This is a genomic window from Drouetiella sp. (assembly GCF_059504425.1).
On the sequence record NZ_JCACIN010000032.1, the window covers coordinates 12,102 to 36,083 of the forward strand.

Consider the following 23,982-nt stretch of genomic DNA (forward strand, 5'->3'; position numbering starts at 1 on the left):
AACTAACGACTTTGGCTCCTTTTTTGGGATGAAGCAAGATGTGCAAGTTCAAGTATCTGTTGAAATAATTTTGGTGCAAACAAGCGAACGGCTATCACATACACGAGCACGCCAAGTACAATACAGAACACTAATAAACTCTGTGAATTTATCGAACTATCTAGCAATTGTTTGGCAAGCAAAATGATTCCAGACATTGTGAGAGAGCAAATGAGTGGAGTGATAAACTGTCGCAAATATTGGAGTAGCGAAGTCTGAAGGAGCTTGCTAACAGCCCTTTGAGTAATCGGAAACAAGATAAAAGCCCGAGCTAGATAAGCATAAGCAACGGCAACTATGCCCCAGCGCACTGCGATCGCAAACCCAACAACATTTAATCCAGCACTCAGCAAACCAAAATATAATCGCCACTGTGGTTTACCTAGCGCCATAAAAATTGAGCCTTTGAAATAAGTAACAGACCTTAGAATTCCAACTACCGAGAGAACTTGCATGACTGGAACAGAGGGCATCCACTGTTTTCCAAAGCAAGTCACCACAATTTCAGGGGCTAAGACTACAACTCCTAAAAAAGTAGGAAATGCGATCGCGCTAGTGATTTGGGTAGCCGTATAAAATGCTCGTCGAAATCGCTCAGGATCTTCTTGTAAACGAGAGAAAGCAGGAAGCGCTACCTGGTTGGTCGTACTGACTAGAACTTGAGTCATCACCGCCAGGATGCGATAGGCAACACTGTAAAAGCCAAACGCAGTTGATCCTAAGAAAATACCAATCAGAAATTCATCTGCTCGGCTATTCAAAAATCCTAGAAAATTAAATGCCAGAATATTGATACCGAAGTTAAATAAATCTTTGAAATGCCTGACAGAGAACTTGAATTGTGGTCGCCAATCGCTGACTCGCCAAAGCACCAATGTGCCAACTAATTCCTGCACTAATTGCTGACCAACCAAGCTCCAAACACCCCAGCCACTGTAAGCCATCAGAACTCCAGTTATGCCTCCTGCCAAGGTTCCGAGTAATGAACGGGTGGCGATCTCTTTATAAGCGAACTGACGTTCCAGAACGGCTTGCTGCACTCTGCTTAGCGAAGTAATGACAAAGACAACAGAGAGCCACTGCAAAATAGGAGCAAGTTGAGGTTGCTGAAAGCCATTTGCAACTGGAATTGCCAAAGTAAATACTGCCACCGTTAACAAGATGCCGCTAATGAGGCTTGTCCAGAAAGCAGTGTCTAAATGCTCTGGCTCTAGTTCTTTTCGCTGAATTAGCGCTTGGGTAAAACCTTGCTCCAGAAACACTTGCATAAAAGCGAGAACCACATTTGCTAACGCAGCTAAACCAAAAGTCGCGGGTTCAAGTAACCGAGCCAGAACAATAAAGACCACTAGAGAGCCAATTTGACTTCCCCAATTTTGGATTGCAGACCAGACAACTCCCTGAATTGTTTGTGCTTTGATAGTCATTACAGAAGTTTGACAGTCCTGATCGAGTTAGCTGAAACTAGCAATTCACCCTTAAGGTAGAACCTTGACCTTTTGTCTCCCACCCTGAGAACCAGAGTTTGATGGCTTTGCTTCCTCTACCTAATCGAGATGGAGAAGATGTGTGGCTAAAGCTTTCAAGTGATAAATTTGGTAAGCAGTTGCTTGTTGAAAGAGAATAGGCAATTTTCTTTGACAAGAATTTGGAGTCACTAGCGTCGAATATTCCTGCTTAGTCGGATTGCAAATTTCCCTAGCAAGTTCAGCCGCGGCAATTTCTTTAAATACGGTTTCAAATTCCGCTGCTAATGTTGGATAACCCAGCTTCTCTGCCATCTCAGACAAGTGACGATCGCGCTCTGCGTATCTCTGGGATTTAGAGTCTCCGCAGTAGAGAATGCCCAGATCCAACCGCTCTTCCAGTTCATTTGCTAGACGAACTAGCAAAACATCGCGCCCAATGTCATCCAGAATATCAATTTGCTGATGAATAATAGGAATAATTGCCATATTCCACTGTAAAGCGGTGTATCTGGCAATATATTCTTCAATTTCTTGACCAATTGCCTGCACAACCTGCTTCTGTTTCGCCTTTGAGCGGCCTGTTTGACCTGCACCAAAATCGCCGTGAGAGTAGGCAGCGTGCAAGAGTCCTGCAACAACTAATTTGTAAGACACTCGAAGCTGTGCGAGAACGCTAGCTGTACCGACTAGATGGGCAATAAAGGTTTTACCAGAGGGGCGAAACCGTCCAGTGAATAGCTGCACGGCAAGCTTGTAGGCATTGGAGATGCTCTCAAGTTCAACGTGCGAATAACCTAATTGATGTAGCTGGTTGAAAAGTTGAATATTGGTTTGGGCATATAAATGCATAGATATAACCTCACTCGTGAGTAGGTGGATGTGAGTGGCTCAACTAGAGGATGGAACAGTACCTTGCGATAAAGATGATTGAGTGAATGATTGACTTCGTTGAACTTGCTGCCGAATGCGGGTATGGCGATCGAGTAGTAACCTAACGCGCAATAAAACAACACCAACTAGCTCTTGAGCGATCTGCTGGGCAACGAGACTCCAAACGCCGAAGCCATATAGCGCCATAGCAATACCAATGGCGCCTCCAGCGATCGTACCACTGAGCACACGGGTGGCTGTCGCCTTAAAGTTAAGGGCACGTTCTAGCAAGGCTTGCTGCACATTGCCACAGGCTGTGATCAAAAACAGTAAAGAGAGCGCTTGTAAGATCGGGATAAGCAGCGGCTGATGAAATCCCGCTGCCACTCCATAGGCTCCCGTACAGCTCATTAGAAATAAGCTAAGACCGATCGCCAGACTCGTCCAAAAAGCAGTATCAATATGCTCAGCCTCTAGATCTTTCCGCTGAATTAAGCTTTGGGCAAATCCCTGCTGTAAGAAGATTTGTAGCAAGGCAAGGAAAATATTTGCCATCGCAACCAGCCCAAACATTTCGGGTTTTAGCAGCCGTGCTAGCAGAAAAAAGACAATTAGCGATCCCGCCTGACTGCCCCAATTCTGTAAAGCAGACCAAAAAGCGCCTCTAATTGCCTGCTCTCGAATACTCATCTACTTACGCCAGAGCCTCGGAAGAGTGGGAAATGCGGGTCGGATATTTAGCTTGAATTTGCTGATAGATGTCGATAAAGCGCTCGGTGCGCTGCGTTTCGCTAAAGTGCGTTAAGGCGCGTTGTCGTCCGGCTTGCCCCATTTGCTCTGCCAATGTCCGATCGCTCAACAGCCGCAGCAGCGGAAGCGCGATCGCCTCCACCTCTCCAGGTGGAACCAAAAATCCAGTGGTGCCATCTTGCACGATTTCTGGCTGCCCCCCTACCGCACTGGCAATCACTGCCGTGCCACGCATCATTGCCTCGGTCGATACATTGCCAAAGGGTTCTTCCCACTGTGACGGAACGGCCTGTACCCAAGCGGCTTCAAACTGCTGTTCCATCTCGGCGAAGGGCAAATGTCCGAGCCAAGTTACGGCATTGCTAATACCCAGTTCTACCGCCAAGGTTTGCAGAAAGCTTACCTCGCTGCCTTGTCCAGCAATCAGTAGCCGCGCTTGAGGAACTTGTGGCAGAACTTGTGCAAACGCCCGCAGCAGAACTTCAACTCCTTTTTCAGGTACGAGTCGTCCCGCAAAAACAACGGTGGGCGGGTTTTGCAAGGCAGGACGCATAGGGCGTTCAGGCACGCCATTGTGAACAACTTCAACCGGAGAGATGCCTTCGGCTTCAAGTTTGACCTTCATTCCATGACTGAGGGCAACAACCCGATCGAACGCCGATCGCCAACGTAACCAAAGCTGCCGTTGCAGCATTAGCATCGCCCAAGACTGCGGGGTTAGGCAACCCGATTGTAAGCAAGCTAAACCCGCCGCAAATTCGCAGGAATCCCCGTTGGGCAGCACTTTTGTACCAAGCGGACAGATAGCTTTATAAACTGCCGTTTGGTATAGGCAAGGCAAATCGCGTAGAAGTGGCAGAATCAAAGGTGATAATTGCCACATGAACATGCGGACATGCACAACGTCTGGCTGAAAGTTCCGCAGCACCTGCCGTAGCACCCAGTAGGCTGAAGGATTCGCGACTTGTGACAGCACTTGCAGCTTGCTGGTTGTTCCAAAGCAGAGGGAGTCGGACAGCAGTGGACTGCTAACCGTCTGCGCCCGACTCGTCAGCAGACACACCTGATGACCCCGATCGCGCAAGCCCTGCCGCAGTGAAAGCATTTGCAGTTCGGCTCCACCCGTTGCCGTGCCGTAATCATGCAGGAGCAGAATTTTCATGCTTCTCTTGAGTGAGCGGTAAGGGGTCTGGTGAGGGAGCCAAGGCGAAGTGCTGTTGAGCGTAGCGATCGGTGAGGTAGCGATTCAGGCGCTTTTCGATCGGGGCAAGCAAGCCATACATCAAGATTTTTTCCAGCTTGCGGCTGCGAATGCCAAAGGTAAGACGATGGACAATCGGCATCAGAATCGTCTTTCGCCGTCGCCAGCCCAGCGCCTTATATTTCTGTTTAAAGTAGCTGTCTTCTGCCAAATTCCACTTCTGCCGCAAGCGACTCAGGCTTCCTAGCTCCCAAGCATCGCTCCAGCGCAGCATATAGAAGTGCCAGTCGCTCAAGGCTAGCGGCGACGAGGGAACGTATGTGGCAAGACACTCTGGCTCAAAGTAGACACTGCCACCTGCTTGAGCCACAGCCATACAGAAGTCAACATGCTCTTTTGTGTTGAGCATGGCTTCATCAAATTTGCCGATGCGATCGAAGATTTCTGTGCGAACCAAGGCGCAGTGGAATTCACACAGTTCAGTTTGGCTGCGCTGAAGCTGCGATCGCACTTTCGCCACCGACTGACCCTGTCGATACATTTTTTCACGCAGTCGATTTCTGCCTCTAGCATCACGAATCACGCGAGACTCACCGCCCGCAAAGTGGATGTCTTCATGGAGCGGCAAATACTGACACATTAGCGGTCCAACCACTGTTGCTCCAGTTTCATCTGCGCAATTCACCAAAGCTTCGAGCCAGCCTGGAGTAACAACAACATCATTGTCCAGAAACACGACATATTTTGTGTCAACTTCTACCAAAGCTAAGTTCCGGGCACGGTTAGGAGAGAGATAGTAGTGGGTGCGAATTAGCTTAAATTCTTTCTCTTGAGCTTGTACTTTCAGGTACTCCTGTACCTGCGGTGGAGAATTCCCATCTACATACACTAGCTTGTGCGGCATTGATGTATGTTTATAGATACTTTCAAGAGATTCACGGGTATAGCTAAATCGTTCGCGCGGAACAACTACGATCGTTACTTCAGTCATTGATGTCAAACCTCCAAGTGACAAGAGAAACGGCTCATCTCACACAACTGTTGATTCTTCAAGCTTCAATTTGTCTGTAACGAGTTTGTGCTTAGAAGTTGTCCACTGTTCTTTTGTAAACTCCTCGTGATAGGAACGCTCAACATTCACATTCCACAAGTCATGTTTCTCACCCAAAATATTCTGCACCGCAAGCATCGCCGTCAGCATGGAGTGATCTTGATTGTTATAGCGATGCATTCCATTTCTACCCACGGTTTGCAGGTTTTCAAAGGTTTCTAGATAGTCCTGAATCACCTGCAAATGCTGACGATACTCACCGTCATAAACTGGGTAGGCTTTGTATTGCCGAATGACAGTGCCATCTTCAACATCACCTGGTTGAACGCCGATATTCAGCGCGATCGCTTCTTGGGTTGCCAGCTTAATTAAGTCTTCGTCCGATCGCTGCCACAAATCATCTCCCTCGCTGCAAAAATATTCCATTCCCAAACAGGTTTTTCCAGCTTCAGGAACCATTGCTGCGCTCCAGTTTTTGAAGTTCTGAATTCGACCCACCTTAAACTCTGGACTGTGAATGTAGATCCAGTTGTCAGGAAATAAATTATCCTGGTTCACAATCAGCGAGACGATCAGAAAGTCGCGGTATTTCAAGCCGTTTGCTGCTGCTAAAACTTCAGGCGGCGGCAGCGGATCGAGGCGATGTAACAACGCTGTTACGGGCATGGTGGAGATAAATTGATCGGCTTCAATCTTCTGGATTTCCCCATTCTGCTCGATCGTAATGCTCTTGATATGCTTACCCGATCGCTCAATTCGAGTCACTGCCGTATTGAGCTGAACTGTGCCACCTTTCTCCTCAATCAGTTCTTGAGCACGCTCCCACATCATTCCTGGCCCTAGAATCGGATAATCGAATTTCTTGATCAGGCTCTTTGTATTCTGGCTACCAAACAAAGCATTGGTCACGGCGCGCTTGAGGGACATACCTTGAATACGCTGTGCCGCCCAGTCTGCCCGAATTTGGTTACAGGGAATTCCCCAAACTTTCTCAGTGTAGGTTTTAAAGAAGGTGCGATAGAGGCGATCGCCAAAGCGATTGACCACCCACTCTTCAAAGGTTTCTGGCTCAGGAGTCATTTTCAGCCTGTCTTTGAGTTTCGCTTGGAAGTAACTCATCAAAATCAGAAAGCTGTTAAAGACTCCCAAGTTTGACAGCGTATTGAACAGTGAAAGCGGATAGTCATAGAACTTTCCCTGATAATAAATGCGCGACAAACGAGGCACTTGAATAAACTCTTTATCGAGAATTTCATGCCAAAATTGCTCAACCTGCGGCACCTTGGTAAAAAAGCGATGTCCCCCAATATCAAATCGATAGCCTTTATACATCTCGGTTCGGGAGATGCCACCTACTAAATCAGCTTTCTCCAGTACAATTGGCTGAATTCCGCGTTTTACAAGCTCATAGCCTGCGGTGAGTCCAGCCGGACCTGCACCGATGATTGCAATAGGATAACGTGTCATTCAATTGCCTCGATAGATTGGTTCAGAATGGCGTAAATTTCAAGACTCTGAAATTTCTAATAGCTTGGGTTTCAGGGTTGAATGCCGACTAAACCAGTAATAGCGGACTGTCCCAATTGCAAATGCTAAACCGCCGTAGAGAAAATAAAGCCAGTGCCAAAAGATGGTTCGATAGGCGAACCACAAACCCCGTTTCTGCTGAAAAAATCGATAAACGGGAAAGTTAATGGATAAAAAAATTAGAGCTAAGAGAAAAGCGATCGCAACTGCGCCAGTCCAGAAGAATGTTCCTAGAAGCGCTGCTAAAAAGCCGTAGGCGAGCAGCAGACTAGCGCGGCTAGAGGTCTTAAGATTAAGGTCGTTAACAAATTGGCGATTGCGCCAAATCAGCTCAGTCCAGGGCAATGCACGGTAGAAAAACTCGGCTCTCAGCAGATTGACTGGCTTCCAACATTTGAGATGTTTAACCTGAAGGGTTTTGCACAGCTCAATACGATAGCCCGCCTGCTTTAAACGATAGCCTAACTCAATATCTTCAACTGAAGGATAACGATAGTTTTCATTAAATCCACCCAGCTTCAGAAAAATATCGCGTCGAATTGCGCCGCAAGCTCCCCAGAAAGTAGAGGCTTCCGTTGCTCCAGTTTGATGAGTGTAGTGGTGAAATAGATTTTTGTACTGCGACAAAAAGTTTGGCGCACCGGGCATATCGTCGTAAGAACCAATGGCTGCCGCTAAATCTGGCTTATTGTGAAACAACGCGACGACCTGTTCGAGGGTGTCAGAGGCGATCGTCACATCTGCATCTACAAAAAAGAGAATGTCGCCTTGAGCAGACTTAGCTCCTAAGTTTCGAGCTTTTGCTGGTCCTCCAGAAACTGGAATTCGCAGCACTCTAAATCCAGCTTCTTCAGCTAAACGATAAGACTGATCGGTATCACCATCGGCAACGACAATTATCTCTGCTTGAGACGCAAAACTGATTAAGCTAGATAAGCATTTACGAAAACTTTCACCTCCGTTATGAACGGGTACCACAACAGACACGTTTGGCAATCGTAAAGATGACATATCGCTGATTTCTCCGCTTATTTAACCCTCTGACTGCCTCAAAATCGGTAACCCTGATCTGTGATGCGAGAATTTATCCTCTCTTCACTTTCCAAAGCATTTTTGAACTACCCAGAGGAAAACGTTGAAGCTTACACAAACTTCACAGGCTACGGTAATTTCTAGCTGAGAAATAAAGATTTAATAAAGTCAGTTCTCAAATCTGTGAGACCCTCCTTTTAGTAGTAGGAGTAAAAAGCATCGCTTAATCAGGAGATATTTTGCGATCGGGAACACTCCGCGACCCTCTCACAAAAATCACCTTAAGATCAGCAGTGCCAAGATGGAAATTTACTGAGCGCGTTCGGTCGTTATCACCACATGGAACCATGAAATTAAGGGACTCTCCAAATTCAAAATCCCAAACAATTTTCACAGTAGCGATCGGGCTACTCTACCTAGCTCTCTTTGTTTCTTTAGATTACCTACAATTTCCTCCAGTCTGGGATGAGAGCCATTTTTGGGAGACCACGCTACGGTTTAGTCAGCAGCTCATTCCCAGTTTGGAGCTATTGAAAAGTTATGGTGAGTTAAATACTCCCCTGCCCTTTATTATTTTTGGCATTCTTGAGTTTGTGTTCAAGGGCGGTATTTTTGCTGGCAGATTTTTGAATTTAGGGCTGTCCCTGATCATGACCTATCTCATTGGTCAGGCTGCCCTGAGTCGTAATTATGCTGCACTATTGGCATTGGGCGGACTGTTCCTATTTCCTTACTATCTATGGTCAAGTGGCTATTTCTACACAGATATCATGGGCGCATTTTTTGTGTTCATTGGTTTTTGGTTTTATCAGCAGCAGCGCCATTGGCTGAGTAGTTTTGCTTTTGTTTTGGCCATTGCCTCTCGTCAGTATATGCTGGCATTTCCATTGGCGATTGCTGTTCACGAATTCATCTCAGTTCATAGAAGCGGATTCAAGTTAGAGCGCAGTTGGATCGCTCCACTGCTTGCCGCAAGTTCAATCTTGGGTTGGATTTTGCTCTTTGGGGGCCTGGCTCCCCAATCTGCATTCACAAATGAGAGTATTCAAGTACCTGGCATTCAAAAAAGCTCGTGGGCAGTCGATTTGAGCGGTAGCCTCTACTTTCTCTCCTGTCTTGGTTTTTACTTCGTAGGGTTAGAGTGGCTACTCTTCAGCCGAAAAATGAATGTTCAAAAGCTCATCACCCAAAAAAATTGTTTTTTAGCATTTATCTTAATCATTCTCTTCATCCTGTTTCCCCCCTTGGATACTCACGGGTTGCTGAGTCGAGGACTAGAACTATTGTTAGTAGAATTTCCTAGACTGTGCCTATTGTATGCTCTAGCCCTCATTGCTGTAATTCGCTTTGCCTACCGTCCTAATCTTGCCTTTTGGATACTGTTAATGAACTGTGGCATTATGCTGAGAGCTTACCCATGGGACAAGTATCTCTTACCGATACTGGTCGTATTTTGGTATCTCAAGGCGATCGATCGCCTTGATGCAACATCTGAAAACAATTTTCAGGTATAGCGGTCACCCGTTTGCTTAAGACATTTAGGGTGGGGCACGAAGCGCCCCACCCTAAATGTTCCCGTTCTAACCGCCTTGGCGGTTGCCATAAACCTCAAGGGAGAATGATTTTATAGAGTGGGCAGAAAATTAACTATACTTCGGATTGCATTAAAGCCCCTGTTTGTATGAGATAGGCAAAGTAGGTGCTGAGCAAAGCGCTGTCAACTGGGGCACAGGCGATCGCCGTTTCTTCCAGCGCTTGCAGCGTTGCCCTACAGTCAATTTGGGGCTTCTGATCTTGCTGATAAAGTTGGGGAATGGTGAGTTGCTCTGTTGACCAGCGCTTGAGGAAAAAGGGCAGCAGCGGCGCTAAGGGATTATCCTCGGTCTGTACCCGCAGCCGCTCAAGCCAGTCCTGATAGGAGCAGATTTGCATGGTGTAGCCTTTGTCTTGCAGCCAGTCTGCAAATTGTCGCCAGTGCAAGGGCTGAGGATTGTTGAGATGGAAGGCTTTGCCCAAAGATTCCGGCTGTTGGGACAAGTGAGCGATCGCCTGACTCACATAGTTGACGGGGGCAATGTCCATCCGGTAGTCCAAATCAGGCATACTGCCGAGCTGAATACAGCCCCGGATCATGAGACAGGTGAAGTCATCACTATTCCAGGCTCCTGTCTGGCTATCTCCCGAAATCAGCGGCGGACGATAGATCGTTACGGGCAAACCCTGATCGCGAGCGATCGTCACCAGCTTTTCGGCAACCCATTTACTCTGGGAATAGCCCATGTAAATCCCTTCACTGTGATCAACCGGATCGGATTCCATCACCTGCTGACCTGCATAGGCGGTAGACTCAAATACCGTCACGGTAGAAACATAGTGTAGCGGCTTCAAAGTATGCTGACTGGCAAGACGTATTACTTCTTGAGTACCCAAAACGTTACTCGTCTTTAGTCCTGCATAAGGGTATACCCAGTTGAGCAAAGCTGCACTGTGGTAAATCACATCAATTTGTAATGCTAAGTCCTGGAAGGCGGCATCACAAAGTCCGAACTGAGGACGCGCCAAGTCTCCTAGTATGGGCACAATTCGGGTTTGAAATTTCTCGTCCCACAGACCATAGTTACCGAGATTTTGTTGAATTCGGGCTATTCCTTGAATAATGTCGGCAGCACGCACCAGGCAATAGCAAGTTGCCTGAGTTTGGCGCAGTAAATCTGCTAGGAGAAATGCGCCCAGAAATCCTGTAGATCCGGTCAGGAAGATAGCTTTGGGATGCGCTACAGGATTAAGCTGTCCTCGCTTTGCGGCAATGCTGGCAGCAATTTCGATATCCAGAACTGCCTCTTGATGGAGATCGATCGCCCTTTCAACTACACGATCGGATGAAGGGAGGTTTAGCGCTTGTAATTCTGTTGCCAAATGGGTTGAGAGCGCGGCGATCGTTGGGAAATGCCAAATCAAATTTGCCTCTACCTCCAGCGGCGCTGTCATCTGCTGAAGCTCATGGGCAAACTCAACCGCCGTGACAGAATCTAAGCCATACTCGGCAAATGATCGACTGGGTTCGCTCACGGCAATATTGACCTTGCGCTCCAGCCATTGCATAATCCAGTTTTGCAGAGCCTCTTGGGTTTTAGTAGATGCCTGGGATGTATCAGAAGCCTGAGATTGGGATGTAATGGGTTCAGGCGCGACAGGTTTGCAGGGGATATGGCGCAGCAATTCGTCCAGCTCACGGTTTTCATCGGCCAAGGTTTGCTCTACCTCGCCGATCGCCTGTCCATAGTCAGCGATCGTCTGCTTCAACGGCTCTGCTGCAATAAACACCGCTGTCGGCATTTGCCCCGCCCGCTCAATCTGCTGCTCTAGCTGGATTTGTGCCCATGCTACCGCTCGTCCTAGCGAGTCGCCAGATCCAATGCGGGATTGAGCAAACGCCCAGCGCACCGATGCCAGCAAAATCACCTGAGTCGTAATCTCTCCAATCAAAACATATGCCCAGCGCTGGGCAGTGGTGCGATCGCCAAACCGCTCTCCGCAAGTTTCCTCACGCTGCTGAATCTGTTGAGCGATCGTCTGAAGGCGCTGCGCCAAATCTGCTGCCCCCAAATTGTGCGACAGGAACTGAGTTAGCCCCTGCCCCTGATGCACCACTCGCGATCCCAGGAACATATTCAGCGTTTCAGTCGGCCCTTCAAAAATTCGCAGAATTCGGGCATCTCGCAGGAGCTGCGGCGCAATATTCGTCTCAATATAGCCCCGTCCGCCCAAAAGCTGCACTAGATTATCAGCGGCTTGCCAGAAAAACTCCGGAGCCGCAATTTTGCAGGCGGTGTAGACTTCGATCGGCACTATAACGCCGCGATCGAGCCATTCTGCCACCTGATTGACCAGCGTTTCTGTTGTGGCGATGGCTGCCGTCAGGTCATTCAGCCGCACCAGCGTCACCGGATTACTCAATAGCCGCCCTGTTGAAACCATCCGGCGATCGGCATAGCGCACCATGAGCTGAGCGCAGCGCTTCATACCGCCGACACAAGCCGCCGCAATGCTTAGCCTGCCGTACATCATGGCATCTTGGGCGACCTCCATACCATTCCCCGGCTCTCCCAAAATCTGCTCAGACGCAACGGGCACACCTTCTAGATACACCGTATTCTGCACCATGCCGCGCATTCCCATCGTCAGCGCCTCGGCACCCTGCCGCAGTCCTGGGCTACCCTGCCGCACTGCAAAAGCGCTGACTCCTCTGGATTTGCCGTTGGCATCCAGATGTTGAGCAAACACATTAATCACGCCTGCCCAGGCTGCCGAGCCACTCCAAATTTTGGTGCCGTAGAGCTGTAGCCCGCTGCCTGTCCCATCTGCCGCAACAGCTTGTGTGGAAAGTGCCTGAGGGTTAGACCCGGCTCCTGGCTCCGTTAGGGCAAAAGCCGCCAGTTCCCGTCCTGTTGCCAGCTTCGGCAAAAACTCTTCCCGGATTGCTTCAGAGCCATAGTTGAGAATCGGGCGAATCCCCAATACATTATTTAAGCCAACAAATAGCGCCAGCGTCGAGTCGATCGCCCCCAACTGCTGCAAAATCCGCAGCGTGCTGCGATGGCTCAACGCAATGCCACCATAGGATTGTGGCACCTGCATTCCCAGCAGCCCCCGGTTGCCAAAATCCAGCACAATATGAGGTGGGATACAGCGCCGCTCGTCAATCAAGAAAGAGTTGATGCGATCGCCCCCGTAATTCCGTAGCCACTGAATTAAATCATCTGCTTGGGACTGCGTAGGGTCATTTAACTTCTCAGAGGCTTCCAGTTTCTCAGAGACTTGCAGGTTTTCAAAGACTTCTAGCTTCTGGGCAACTTGTTGAACCGGGATGGCTGTCTCCCTGGAAGCCACCACATCCAAGCTGCCCCTCAAAAATCCGCTGCGGCAAGCATAGCGCTGAATTTTGCCGCTGGAGGTCTTGGGAATGCTGCCCGCCGACAGCAGCACAACCCCATGCACCTGCAAACCATGCTCGATCGCCACAGCCTGCCGAATCTGGCTAACTACCTGCTCTACATCGAGAGATTGGTGCGTCGTGCCGTCTGCGTCTGGAGAAGTCTGACGGCGATCGGTCAGGTTAACGCTATCCCCCGATCGCTCGATCGCGGATATTGCCACCCGACGGCGCTCTTGGTATCGTCGCTCTACCTCTGCCACAATGACTAGGCGTTCTTCGCCTTCTACCTCGATCGCAAATGCTGCACAGCAGCCCGGTTTACGCAGCGACCCATGGCTCTGTTCCACAGTCAACTCAATATCTTGCGGGTAATGATTCTGTCCCCGGACGATAATGACATCCTTTAGCCGTCCGGTGACAAAAAGTTCTCCGTCCTCGACAAATCCCAGATCGCCTGTTCGCAGATAGGAGGTTGCCTCAGGATTCTCTTCGGGTGCTGTCACGGCATAGAATATCTGACGAGTTTGTTCTGGCTGTTGCCAATAGCCTTGCGCCAAGCTAGGATTTTGCGCCACCCAAATTTCGCCGACCTGTCCAGCAGCACAGACAACTTGACTCTCTGGATTAACGATCGCCACTCTCTGCGCCGCCTGACCACAGCCCACGAGCGATCGCCCCTCTTCCTCTGAGTTGGAGGCAACCACCTGGTTTTGCGATAGCGCCGCCGCGCTCACCGTCTTAATCACGGGCATCTGAGACTTTTGACCTCCTGAAACCAGCAGCGTGGTTTCCGCCATCCCATAGCAGGGATAAAACGCCTCTTGCCGAAAGCCACAGACCGCAAAGGCTTCGGCAAACCGCTCTAAAACTGCTGCCCGAACGGGTTCCGCTCCGTTGAACGCCACCTCCCAATGGCTTAAATCAAGCGTCGATCGCTGTTCTGGCGTAATCTTTTGTACACACAGATCGTACGCAAAATTAGGGCCGCCGCTGGTCGTTGCTTGATAGTGAGAGACTGCCCTGAGCCAGTTAATCGGTTTTCGCAAAAAATCCATGGGGGACATCAGCACCGTAGAAGCGCCAACGTAGAGCGGCTGAAGAATTCCTCCCACCAGCCCCATGTCATGATAAGGCGGCAGCCAGGTTACGCCTCGACTCTGGGCCGTGTTGCCAAAGCAGGTGCAAATTAACTCCAGGTTATGTAGCAAATTCCCATGGCTCACCATCACGCCCTTGGGGGTACCCGTCGAGCCGGAGGTGTACTGCAAAAACGCCAGCGTGTTGCTGTCGAGGATGAGGGATCGTCTATCTTCAACAGATATTTGCCCCGCAGAAATATCGCAATCATTCGTCGTCAGCCAGAGCAGGGCAGCCAAATCTGGCGTTTCCTTGAGCCAGGTGGCATTTGCCGCAATGCCCACCGTCGTCAGAGCAACGGTTGCTTGAGCATCTTGGGCGATCGCCTGGACTCGCTCGGCAGAGCGATTTGCCCTAGGCGGATAAGCCGGGACAGCCACCACTCCCGCATAAAGACAGCCAAAGAATGCCGCAATGTAGTCTAGCCCAGGGGGATAGAGCAGCAGAGCACGATCGCCTGGTTTAGCAAAAGTCTGCAACCTCGCCGCAATTGCCTGAGCCTTCTGCGCCAAAGATTGGTAGGTCAGGCGATCGGACTCCTGCTCCCCGTCTCCCAGCAAAACATAGACAGTCTGATCGGGCTGGGTCATGGCGCGATGCGTCAACAGGTCGGCAATCGTTAGCCATTGGCGCGGCGTAGCCAGGAAACGAGACGGGCAAACAGTCATGATTTGGCTCCAATGAACGCAGTAGAGGCACCTGCTTCGATCTAAATGGGGCGATCGAGTGCGGCAGGCTTTTGTACCTCTACAGTGCCCAAAGGAAATCAAAAGGAATCAAATCACTTTTCGCAAATAGTCTGATCGCTGCCGATCGACTTATTGCTGAATAAATAGCTTTACTCCTAAGAAGACCGTGAAACCTCCAGCAAGGTTCTGATACCATACCTCATGCTGTATCAGAACCCTGTCGAGGTTTCAAACAGAGTCAGTCGATCGCAAACCAATGCTCACGCTAGAAATACTCGTGTCTGATCCCCCTGAATTCCCGCGCTATCGCGCCGCTGCGCGAGAAAAAAGGGGGACTTTGAGTTCTGAAGCCCCCTTTTTAAGGAGTTGGGGGGATCGAGTGTAAGCTTTGCGATCGACTGAGAGTATTAATCAGTGGTCAGAGTTCTGTTTCCTACGAATATAGCTGTAGGAGTTTTTGTAGCTGTGTAAGCTGCAATTCCATACTCATAGGTTTTTCCAGCCGTTGGCTTTGGTGCCTTTAGGGCAACGGTTAGCATTGTGCCTGATGCCACAGATGGATCAAATTCAATCCAAAAGGTTCCGGTTTCGTCCATCCACGCCTCAGTAGCGATCGCTTGACCGATTGCTTCAGGGGTTCCAGCAAAAGCTTGAGCATTGATCAAATCAAATCTCATTGGAATCGTAGAGGCATCTTGATTAAGATCACTAAACGATAGCTTTGAGAATTGCTGTGAATGCTCTGGCATAACTACCGTGAAGTAATATAAGCTCTCTCCTTCTGTAAGGCGATCGCTCACAACAGAACCGCTTAAAGTGTTAGCAGCAGTTTGATAGCTGGAGGCAGAAGAATCGGAAGGGTGAGGATTAGACAAATTTTTGTCGCTGTCCGTCAGGTCAAATTCAGGAATATGGGGCAGTGAAAACTCGGTAGCATATGCCCACGAACCCAGCAGGGCGCTAGTAATTGCCACCGTCAAACCTAAGCTAATTTGCCGCATAATTTACCTCTTGCTTTTTGAAAGATTCAAGCCGAAGCTTTTAAAGTCTGATAGCCTAATCAAGATTTAGATATCCAGCAATGAACTTGGCAAACGGCGAACATTGCGCCTGCTAAAGCCGTTATGAACAAGCACATCTGTGGCGATCGTTAGTCCTCGGTTCTGTAATGAGGGCTGGTAACGCAGCTTAGTCATCGTGGTTTCCTTTGATTCAGGTTAGGGACGAACGGTCACAGGAATTTCTAGCTCAAAGGGCCTGAATGCCTCGCTTCTAGACTGTCCTGCAAACACGAGCCGATAGCTTCCTGGTGTAGGAAACGTAATGCTCGTGCCAATAGGCTGTTCATGCCCTTCGGCCGGAGTTTCAGCTAGTTGGGGACGAGCGATCGCTCGATCTTGGGAATCATAGACGACTAAGTTACAGTTGCAGTCTGTTAAGGGAACAGTTTCGCCGTCCGAGCGGATCAAACGAATCCAAGTAGGGCTGGGCTGTCCAGCATAGGGAGAATCATCCGGCTGAAGATGAACTGTTGCCTGAAGATCTCCTACAGCTAGGTCTTGATGCGAAATCATGTCTGAGGTGTCTATAAGGACGCTAGCTGGAACCAGCACCATAGACACAAGCAAGGGAAGATATTGATGCATGATTATTACCTGATGTGAACTTACAGGATGAGTTGATTAGAATGTAGCGATCGCCCGATGGTGTTAAAACGCTCTAGACCCGATCTAGGCTCTAGACATCCGCTCAAGATGCTCTCAGCACTTAACTTTCTCAGTAAAGTGCAGTGAAAAAGACCCGATCGCGATAGATAGAGCGTTTGGAATCTGAAATTGAATGTCAATGGCAGGGTTTTTCGCCTCACTGAGATTCTAGCAGCTTATTTTAATTAGAACAAGAGATGGTTCTAATTAAATTCTGGCGTTCAGCTTTAGAAATAATTAGAGTGATTTGAGAAAGATAGTGTTCCAATTAGATTGAATTCGGTTAAGCTGTGGGTGAAAGGCTAAATTTGCTCTTGTTGCAGGCGATCGAAGTTGCTATATTAGCGGATGCAGGTACCTGCTAGAGTAAACCTGGCTTCTCCGGGCGTGCAAGATCAGTTCGCTCTTATCCCAGAGCTTCTCCTAATCAATAGTCTTAACATTCATAATCTTGAACTCATCGCCATAGAGACTCATCGCTCTAACAAAAATGTAGTGCAGTGTGATGGATTGAGCGAGTTACTAAGTTTTTTGTCAAATCATGCTAAGTTGTTGCCGCGCAAGAGTGTGGCAACAATCCTTCCTAGGATTTGAATCTATCAGGCGGTTTCCCAAACCATAAGTCTAGAGCTTTCTATGCACAGAATTTTGCCGATTTTCATTTTATCTGTTCTCGGAATTTCAGTAACTCCGCTGGTGGGCGCCCTACCCTCGATCGCCTATCGACAGATGGCTAGCACGGTCGGAGCCTCCATGCACCTAGAGCCGCATGATATGCCCCGTGCTAAGCAATCAAGCCCTACTTGGTTTGTGCTGACTCAGCGCGGGGGAAGCTTAATTCCTGCCGGAAATTGTGCTTGTCAAGTTGCAGTATACAACTCAAGTCATCAGGTAATCGCTCAGAGTTTACCTCTTTCTACGGTGCTAGTGGAAACGCATCAGGCAATCAGCACGACTATGAATTTTCCAAATCCTGGCACCTATACAGTCGTTTTGTCAGGACGATCGAAGGACGAAAGCTTTCACCCCTTTGAACTTACGTTTCCTGTCATTGTTAGCCCTTAATCTTTTCATTTAGGAGCCGTTATATGACCTTACTGAAACAGAAAAATCTCCAGACTGAAGAGACACTTGAGAATCAGCGGGAGCAGATTAAAAGAGAATTGCGGCAGAAAATTAATGAAACGCTCCAGAATGCAAAAAATTTGTCTCCTAGCAAATGTTTAGATGAAATTAGGAGCAGACTTTTTGCCATTCAGCAATACTGTAAAGTCCATGGAAAAACCTTCATTGCGATCGAGGAAACCATTACCTGCGATCAATATGGGCTAGGTGGAAATAGGGCAGATGCCGCAACGCTATTTCGAGGTCCCAATGTGGATGCTTCAGTCGCAATTTGTGTGTCCAAACAAGGATCTTTGCTGCATCGGGATGGTAGCTCTTGGCAAATCTATAAAAATGCAGGCGATGTCGATCCTTCTGAATTTATTTCAGCTCTGAAAATTTCTTAAGAAGTGACCCAGCGACACTTCTTAAGAAATTAATAACTCTTAGGGTGGCTCTAAAACTCTAGATCATCTGCGTACACCAATCGTGTTGCCGATCGCTGTTCAAACAGCATATACTCCTCCATAATGCTCCAGAAGAAAGCCCGTAGGGTTTTACGACGAGCCTCGGCTGGAATAGCGTAGTTAAATTGAGAGTCAGAGGGCTGGAGTTTTGCCAGATGGCTATCGCAACCACAGCCATGCTCCATAAAATATCCGTGACGGCTAGAGATGCTGTCAATGAGCCGCCGCAGCATGGAAACATATCCCCCGTGTAAGATGGCATCAAACCGACGGGCGATCGCCAAGTCCTGCTCACTAAAGCGGAAAGAACGAACTTCAAATAGATCCGATCGCTGTAAAGGATGTAGAAATGTCCAGTAGAAGGTGGCAGGCACGTCGTAGCCGAGTTCATCAAATAAATCGCTAACAATGTTGAGCAGTGCCACACGATTGCTCTGCTGAAACTCTGCCTGCGGCTGATTCCGAATCTGTTGCAGGTTTGGATAGCTCTCAGGCAAGAACATTTCACCGTAGTGAGTCACGGCTTCCCAAGCCAATTGTCCATTTCCTTCGCAGTAAGCAGACTTAAGGTGCTGAGCTTCGGGACGCTCTAGAAATAGAATGTGTCCGCCTTGATTTTTAGCCAGAAATACCTGTGCCATTGCCGTATACACGCGCGGCTCAGTCATCCAGGTGCCCGCTGCAATCTGTCGCCAGCTGTCTGGCATTTGTGCAATTGGCACGGCAGGTTCGCCATTGATTGTAATCAGCGCAGATCTGGAAATAGGTTCTGTCGATAGCATCAAAAAACAGCTCCTTATGTCGGTAATCTCTCCAGGCAGTAAAACTTTTGCTCAGCTCAACAACCTGACTCGGCTTAATTTTGCCACAACTCAAGCAGATTGTCCTGTTATGGATCTGCATATCGCCAATGTACAGATCGCCGATATGCAGATCGCTGATATGCATATCGGCGATATACAGTGTGTGAGCAATGCCCCCCTTTTTATCCCGATCGCTAAATTATGAATAAATTTGAATCGTTCGCCTTTCGATACCAATCAATTTGCCTTTTCGACTCCATTGCGGTACTGATAGAAGAGATCCTCACATTGAAATATTTTCTAAAGTTATGGCAACACTCCCTTCTTTAAGACTGCTTCAACGGCTTAGTATGACAGGATGGGTTGGAGTAGGGTTAATTCTAGCGGCTCCGGGTTTTGCAAACTCCTATTCAGTGCATCAATCTTCAGTGCATCAATCCGATCGCCTCACCTCTGCCTCGCTTTCATTCATGCCCTCAGTGCTACATCAGGCGGGACTAACCATCGCTCAAGCCCAGAGACAGGACATTATTGACACAGCAGCAGCTAAGGGTTCTTTCCAAACCCTCCTCCAGCTTCTAGATGAATTGGGAATGACAGAAGATCTGAGAGGCTATGGGCGATTCACAATTTTTGCACCCACAGATGCAGCCTTTGCTGCCATTCCTCCTGATGTGATGAAAAAACTGTCTGACGATCGGACTCTGATGTCTAAGGTGTTGGCATACCATGTCATTTCTTCAGCTAACCCGCTAACGTCTGGTCAAATCAACCCACCCGCTTCTGTAAGAACATTAGAACGGAGCGAGGTCAAAATCACCAAGCGTAGAGGTCGTCTCTATGTCAACGAGGCAAGAATAGTTGAGGCAGACATCGAAGCGACTAACGGCGTAATTCATGCTGTTGATCAGGTTTTAATTCCTGACAATCTAAGATGACTACTCATTGGCTGGCAAAATTTATTGGCTGGCAAAGTTTATTGACTGACAAAACTTAGAATTGTGGATTAGGTAGAACCCAATATTTTTTGGAAGTGCCGCGCGGCACTTCCAAAAAATATTTCAGGTTACCCACAGCTTTCAGTTTGCCATAATCTCTTTTCTAAACTAAGCTTTTCAAACTAAGCTGACATTAATTGCTGAATACGCTGTGGCTCTTCTCCCAGCCAGTCTGGATTCTGAGCCGTACCATCAAAAATTGATGAGGTCTTGAACGGTTCAAACTCTCCTCTTGCCCCTGCTGATGCCGTTTTTGCTAGGAGCGATCGCACCTGTTGATCATCCATAGGCTGAAATGTTCGCACGGCTTCAAATGCCTGATCCAGGATTTCCATACTGTCTATCCCTGTAATCACGACTGACGTAGGCAAATTCAGGGCATAGTGTAAGCACTCGATCGGCGTAACGGTGCCAGACTTCAGCAGAATACCGTTTGCCATACTTTTCATGCCCAGAATCCCGATGTTCTGCTTGACCAATTCTGGCACCACCAGTTTGGCAAAGCTACGGTAGTGAGCATCCATCACATTCAGCGGCATTTGAGCCGTAGCAAACTGAAAGCCATGATTGGCAGCAACTTCCAGCATATGCAAATGAATCTGTGGATCTTTGTGCCCGGTAAAACCGATGTACCGGAGCTTGCCCGCTTTTTGTGCCTCTACCAGAGCTGCATTTGACCCTTCTTCGTCAAAAACGCGATGGGGATCTTCAAATCGAAGGATCTCGTGATGCTGAACCAAGTCGATGTGATCGACTTGCAAACGGAGAAGCGATTCATCGAGCTGTCTAGCGGCTTCTTTCTTGGAGCGTCCATCAATTTTTGTCATCAGGAATACTTTGTCGCGGTAGCCATCGCGCAGAGCTTTACCCATCCGCATCTCGCTAACGCCGCTGTTATAGTCCCAGCAGTTGTCCATGAAAGTAATGCCTCGATCGATCGCGCTCCGAACAATCCGGATCGCTAGCGGCTCGTCCACATGTTTTAGGCTCAAGTGCCAGCCCCCTAAACCGATCGCCGAAACTTTCTCTCCCGTATTGCCCAAAATCCGGTACTGCATTTCTGAAGACATATTTCCTATCATCTGTTTCTCTGCTGTGTTCGCCATTATTTCAGTCAATCTCCCCAGAAATATCTATCCAAAGCGATCGTCTCTACTTGATGGTGAAGGCATTGAGCCACCAGAACATCAATCGCTAGAGAGAAAGCAGCTTGGGCTAAAGCGATCGCAAAGATTGCCATGTTTGGATAACATCAAGCATGAGTAAGACTTGACGTTGACGTTAAAGTTGCGCTATAAATCAAATGTGAACCAACAAATGCGGATCGGAGAATTTGCGAAACTGGCTGGCGTGACCCCCCGCACTGTTCGGTACTACGAAAGCTTAGGCTTATTGAGTCCAAACGAGCGGGAAGGAGCGGGCTTTCGTTACTATACGGACGTCGAATTAGCCAGACTGCAAAAGATTAATGCCCTGAAGGAATTGGGGCTGAGTCTAGAGGAAATTGCCAGCGTCGCACCTCTCTATTTTGAAGACCTAACAATGTTGCAAGGCAAGCGAAAGATTGTTGAAATTCTTAAATCACACCTTCAGGAAACAGAAGACAAGCTTGCAGGATTAGAGCAGTTTCGAGCGGAATTACAGGCAAACATCGATCGCATTGAACAATGGATTGAGTCTCAAACGAAAAATTAGCAATTTTTTTGGCGCAAAACTAACGTTAACGTAAATGTTGCAATGAGAAACCTATGCCAACCCTTCAACCCAAATTTGAGCAACCCACGTCTGAACCTAGCCGCTACAGACGTGGCTGGGAAAAGCTGACCGAAATCGACGGAGACGCAGGAGAAAAGGTAATTGCTAGCCTGAAAGACATTGCTCCCGATCTTGGACGATACATCATTGAATTTGCCTTTGGCGACATCTACTCCCGCCCAGGACTGGATTTGAAATCGCGCGAAATTGCCACTGTTGCAGCGCTAACGGCGTTGGGCAATGCTCAGCCACAGCTTAAGGTTCACATCCATGGCGCTTTGAACGTGGGCTGTACTCAAGAGGAAGTAGTAGAGGTTATTTTGCAAATGGCAGTCTACGCAGGATTTCCAGCAGCGCTGAATGGTATTACAGCTGCAAAGGAAGTCTTCCAAGAGTGGGATGCTTCCGGTCACGCGCCTCGGCATGATTGAAGTCTGATCGCGATACCAGAAAGATACATGATTTTAAGGAGACTTTAGAATATGACAGGTAAGTTAAATGGAAAAGTAGCGATCGTCACAGGAGCTTCCTCTGGTATTGGAGAAGCAACGGCGATCGCTTTGGCAGCAGAAGGCGCAGCGATTGTGATTGCAGCACGGCGAATCGATCGGCTGAATGATTTAGCGAAGCGGATTACAGAGAAAGGTGGGCAGGTTTTGTCTATTACGGCTGACGTATCCGATGAGGCGCAGATCAGTGACCTCGTGCAACAAACCCAGACAAAGTTTGGCAAGGTTGATATTCTCGTCAACAATGCAGGCGTGATGCTGCTCGGCATGATCGATGGTGCCAACACTGAAGACTGGCGACGCATGCTCAACCTCAATGTTCTAGGACTGATGTATGCCACGCACAAAGTTTTACCGCTAATGAAAGCTCAGGGCAGCGGGCATATTGTCAATATTTCATCGGTGGCGGGACGAGTTGCTAACGCAGGATCGGGAGTCTATAACGCCTCTAAATGGGCGGTAGGAGCATTCTCTGAATCCTTGCGCAAAGAGGTCTATCAAAACAACATTCGCGTCACGATTATTGAGCCGGGACTGGTGGCAACCGAGCTGCCGCAGCATGTCACTGACCCGAAAGCAAAAGAGACGACCGCGAACTTTTACGGCTCAGTCAAAAACTTGGAAAGCGAGGACATTGCAGCAGCGATCGTCTATGCCGTCACGCAGCCCTCTCACGTCAATGTCAACGAAATTCTGATTCGCCCAACTGAGCAAGAGCGGTAGATAAATCAGTTACGTTGAATTGCACATAATCTTGCACACAATTATCAGGAGAACATCATGAAAACGAGAAAACTGGGTAATCAAGGTTTAGTTGTTTCTGAACTGGGACTGGGCTGCATGGGCATGTCTGAGTTCTATGCCGGACGCAATGAGAAAGAGTCGATCGCCACGCTCCATCGCGCTTTGGAACTGGGAATTACCTTCTTAGATACTGCCGATATGTATGGGCCATTCACGAATGAGGTACTGGTTGGTAAGGCAATTAAAGATCATCGCGATCGGGTAATTCTGGCAACGAAATTTGGTAATGTCCGTACCGAAGACGGTGGCTGGAAGGGGATTAATGGTAGCCCAGAGTATGTGCGTCAGTCGTGTGATGCCTCTTTGAAGCGTTTAGGTGTTGATGTAATTGACCTCTACTACCAGCATCGGGTTGATCCCAACGTGCCGATTGAAGACACGATGGGCGCCATGGCGGAACTGGTGCAGCAGGGGAAAGTTCGCTATCTGGGGCTTTCGGAAGCAGCTCCAGCAACCATCCGACGGGCACATGCCGTGCATCCCATTAGCGCCTTGCAGACTGAATATTCGCTCTGGAGTCGTGATCCGGAAGACGAAATCTTGCCGACCATTCGCGAATTGGGAATTGGGTTTGTGCCTTACAGCCCGCTCGGTCGCGGCTTTCTATCGGGGGAGTTTACCAAGCCTGAAGATTTAGCTGCCGATGATTATCGTCGTCAGTCGCCACGCTTCCAGGGCGAGAATTTCTATAAAAACCTGGAATTAGTAGATAAAGTGAAGACGATCGCCACTCAAAAAAGTGTAACGCCCAGCCAGCTCGCCCTCGCGTGGTTGCTGGCTCAAGGTAACGATATTGTTCCCATCCCTGGCACAAAACGCCGGAAATATCTAGAAGAAAATGTCGGCGCGGCTGAGGTGATACTAACACCCGATGAATTGAGGCAGATTGAAGACGCTGCTCCAAAAGGGATAGCCGCAGGCGATCGCTATCATGCTCAGGCTATGAGTGCTGTTAATCGCTGAGTCTTGAGAGGTGCAGCAATCGGCATTTGCCACACCTCCCAACACCTACTGCATTAGGATCGATTTTTACCCAACTGAGAACCGTCGTACTGTAGCTGCTCAAATTTTATAGCTATCGATTAATGGAGAGTGAAACGACAGCTAATTTGCTTGATATAGCGCTACGCCCTTA

At 48.5% G+C, this 23,982-nt stretch carries 23 protein-coding genes; 9 read left to right on the forward strand and 14 right to left on the reverse strand.

The genetic code is table 11. The annotated features are described in order from the left end of the window. Nucleotides 1-2: 2 nt before the first annotated feature. From AC5JMP_RS07930 to AC5JMP_RS07960, 7 genes are all read right to left on the reverse strand, one after another. Complete coding sequence (locus tag AC5JMP_RS07930; RefSeq protein WP_495850907.1) at nt 3-1,466, reverse strand: MOP flippase family protein; 1,464 nt, start codon at nt 1,464-1,466, stop codon at nt 3-5. A 120-nt stretch (nt 1,467-1,586) separates the two neighbouring features. After that, complete coding sequence (locus tag AC5JMP_RS07935; RefSeq protein ID WP_495850908.1) at nt 1,587-2,357, reverse strand: DUF6817 domain-containing protein; 771 nt, start codon at nt 2,355-2,357, stop codon at nt 1,587-1,589. 39 nt (nt 2,358-2,396) lie between these two features. Next, on the reverse strand, nt 2,397-3,068 hold the full coding sequence (locus tag AC5JMP_RS07940; protein WP_495850909.1) for an oligosaccharide flippase family protein: 672 nt from the start codon (nt 3,066-3,068) through the stop codon (nt 2,397-2,399). 4 nt (nt 3,069-3,072) lie between these two features. Continuing rightward, nucleotides 3,073-4,290: a glycosyltransferase family 4 protein gene (locus AC5JMP_RS07945; protein WP_495850910.1), complete on the reverse strand. Its 1,218-nt coding sequence runs from the start codon at nt 4,288-4,290 to the stop codon at nt 3,073-3,075. Beyond that, complete coding sequence (locus AC5JMP_RS07950) at nt 4,268-5,320, reverse strand: glycosyltransferase family 2 protein (protein WP_495850911.1); 1,053 nt, start codon at nt 5,318-5,320, stop codon at nt 4,268-4,270. The genes AC5JMP_RS07945 and AC5JMP_RS07950 overlap by 23 nt, the downstream gene beginning before the upstream one ends. Nucleotides 5,321-5,359: 39 nt before the next feature. Further along, nucleotides 5,360-6,847: an NAD(P)/FAD-dependent oxidoreductase gene (locus AC5JMP_RS07955; RefSeq protein ID WP_495850912.1), complete on the reverse strand. Its 1,488-nt coding sequence runs from the start codon at nt 6,845-6,847 to the stop codon at nt 5,360-5,362. A 39-nt stretch (nt 6,848-6,886) separates the two neighbouring features. Next, nucleotides 6,887-7,918: a glycosyltransferase family 2 protein gene (locus AC5JMP_RS07960; protein WP_495850913.1), complete on the reverse strand. Its 1,032-nt coding sequence runs from the start codon at nt 7,916-7,918 to the stop codon at nt 6,887-6,889. 368 nt (nt 7,919-8,286) lie between these two features. Here AC5JMP_RS07960 and AC5JMP_RS07965 point away from each other — a divergent pair, with 368 nt between their 5' ends. After that, entirely contained in the window at nt 8,287-9,453 is a 1,167-nt protein-coding gene (locus tag AC5JMP_RS07965) for a hypothetical protein (protein ID WP_495850914.1), read from the forward strand. 133 nt (nt 9,454-9,586) lie between these two features. On the opposite strand, the gene AC5JMP_RS07970 is transcribed toward AC5JMP_RS07965, so the two are convergent. The 4 genes from AC5JMP_RS07970 to AC5JMP_RS07985 form a co-directional block, all read right to left on the reverse strand. Continuing rightward, entirely contained in the window at nt 9,587-14,680 is a 5,094-nt protein-coding gene (locus AC5JMP_RS07970; protein WP_495850915.1) for a thioester reductase domain-containing protein, read from the reverse strand. Nucleotides 14,681-15,108: 428 nt separating this feature from the next. Beyond that, nucleotides 15,109-15,702 carry a DUF2808 domain-containing protein gene (locus AC5JMP_RS07975; protein WP_495850916.1) on the reverse strand — a complete coding sequence of 198 codons (594 nt, stop codon included), beginning with the start codon at nt 15,700-15,702 and terminating at the stop codon, nt 15,109-15,111. Between the two features lie 66 nt (nt 15,703-15,768). After that, nucleotides 15,769-15,897 carry a hypothetical protein gene (locus AC5JMP_RS07980; RefSeq protein ID WP_495850917.1) on the reverse strand — a complete coding sequence of 43 codons (129 nt, stop codon included), beginning with the start codon at nt 15,895-15,897 and terminating at the stop codon, nt 15,769-15,771. Between the two features lie 21 nt (nt 15,898-15,918). Beyond that, nucleotides 15,919-16,347, reverse strand: a complete 429-nt coding sequence (locus tag AC5JMP_RS07985) for a hypothetical protein (protein ID WP_495850918.1) — start codon at nt 16,345-16,347, stop codon at nt 15,919-15,921. Between the two features lie 696 nt (nt 16,348-17,043). On the opposite strand from AC5JMP_RS07985, the gene AC5JMP_RS07990 reads away from it, so the two are divergent. Then, nucleotides 17,044-17,472 (forward strand): hypothetical protein, encoded by a 429-nt coding sequence (locus AC5JMP_RS07990; protein WP_495850919.1) that lies wholly within the window; start codon nt 17,044-17,046, stop codon nt 17,470-17,472. 23 nt (nt 17,473-17,495) lie between these two features. Next, nucleotides 17,496-17,918 carry a hypothetical protein gene (locus AC5JMP_RS07995; RefSeq protein ID WP_495850920.1) on the forward strand — a complete coding sequence of 141 codons (423 nt, stop codon included), beginning with the start codon at nt 17,496-17,498 and terminating at the stop codon, nt 17,916-17,918. Between the two features lie 50 nt (nt 17,919-17,968). On the opposite strand, the gene AC5JMP_RS08000 is transcribed toward AC5JMP_RS07995, so the two are convergent. Then, on the reverse strand, nt 17,969-18,760 hold the full coding sequence (locus AC5JMP_RS08000) for a hypothetical protein (RefSeq protein WP_495850921.1): 792 nt from the start codon (nt 18,758-18,760) through the stop codon (nt 17,969-17,971). Between the two features lie 16 nt (nt 18,761-18,776). Between AC5JMP_RS08000 and AC5JMP_RS08005 the strand changes: the two genes are divergently transcribed. Both AC5JMP_RS08005 and AC5JMP_RS08010 read left to right on the forward strand, forming a co-directional pair. Beyond that, nucleotides 18,777-18,986: a hypothetical protein gene (locus AC5JMP_RS08005; protein ID WP_495850922.1), complete on the forward strand. Its 210-nt coding sequence runs from the start codon at nt 18,777-18,779 to the stop codon at nt 18,984-18,986. Between the two features lie 103 nt (nt 18,987-19,089). Beyond that, nucleotides 19,090-19,719, forward strand: coding sequence for a fasciclin domain-containing protein (locus AC5JMP_RS08010; RefSeq protein WP_495850923.1), 630 nt, complete (start codon nt 19,090-19,092; stop codon nt 19,717-19,719). Between the two features lie 182 nt (nt 19,720-19,901). On the opposite strand, the gene AC5JMP_RS08015 is transcribed toward AC5JMP_RS08010, so the two are convergent. Together AC5JMP_RS08015 and AC5JMP_RS08020 are read right to left on the reverse strand one after the other, a co-directional pair. Beyond that, nucleotides 19,902-20,861, reverse strand: coding sequence for an aldo/keto reductase (locus tag AC5JMP_RS08015; RefSeq protein ID WP_495850952.1), 960 nt, complete (start codon nt 20,859-20,861; stop codon nt 19,902-19,904). A gap of 32 nt (nt 20,862-20,893) precedes the next feature. Beyond that, the gene (locus AC5JMP_RS08020; protein ID WP_495850924.1) at nt 20,894-21,019 is read right to left on the reverse strand and encodes a hypothetical protein; all 126 of its coding nucleotides are present in this window, start codon (nt 21,017-21,019) and stop codon (nt 20,894-20,896) included. 65 nt (nt 21,020-21,084) lie between these two features. On the opposite strand from AC5JMP_RS08020, the gene AC5JMP_RS08025 reads away from it, so the two are divergent. The 4 genes from AC5JMP_RS08025 to AC5JMP_RS08040 are packed head-to-tail and all read left to right on the forward strand — an operon-like array spanning nt 21,085 to nt 23,810. Next, nucleotides 21,085-21,474: a helix-turn-helix domain-containing protein gene (locus tag AC5JMP_RS08025; RefSeq protein ID WP_495850925.1), complete on the forward strand. Its 390-nt coding sequence runs from the start codon at nt 21,085-21,087 to the stop codon at nt 21,472-21,474. Nucleotides 21,475-21,527: 53 nt separating this feature from the next. Continuing rightward, complete coding sequence (locus tag AC5JMP_RS08030; protein ID WP_495850926.1) at nt 21,528-21,965, forward strand: carboxymuconolactone decarboxylase family protein; 438 nt, start codon at nt 21,528-21,530, stop codon at nt 21,963-21,965. Nucleotides 21,966-22,016: 51 nt separating this feature from the next. Further along, nucleotides 22,017-22,766, forward strand: coding sequence for an SDR family NAD(P)-dependent oxidoreductase (locus tag AC5JMP_RS08035; protein ID WP_495850927.1), 750 nt, complete (start codon nt 22,017-22,019; stop codon nt 22,764-22,766). 57 nt (nt 22,767-22,823) lie between these two features. Next, complete coding sequence (locus tag AC5JMP_RS08040; protein WP_495850928.1) at nt 22,824-23,810, forward strand: aldo/keto reductase; 987 nt, start codon at nt 22,824-22,826, stop codon at nt 23,808-23,810. Nucleotides 23,811-23,982: the final 172 nt, after the last annotated feature.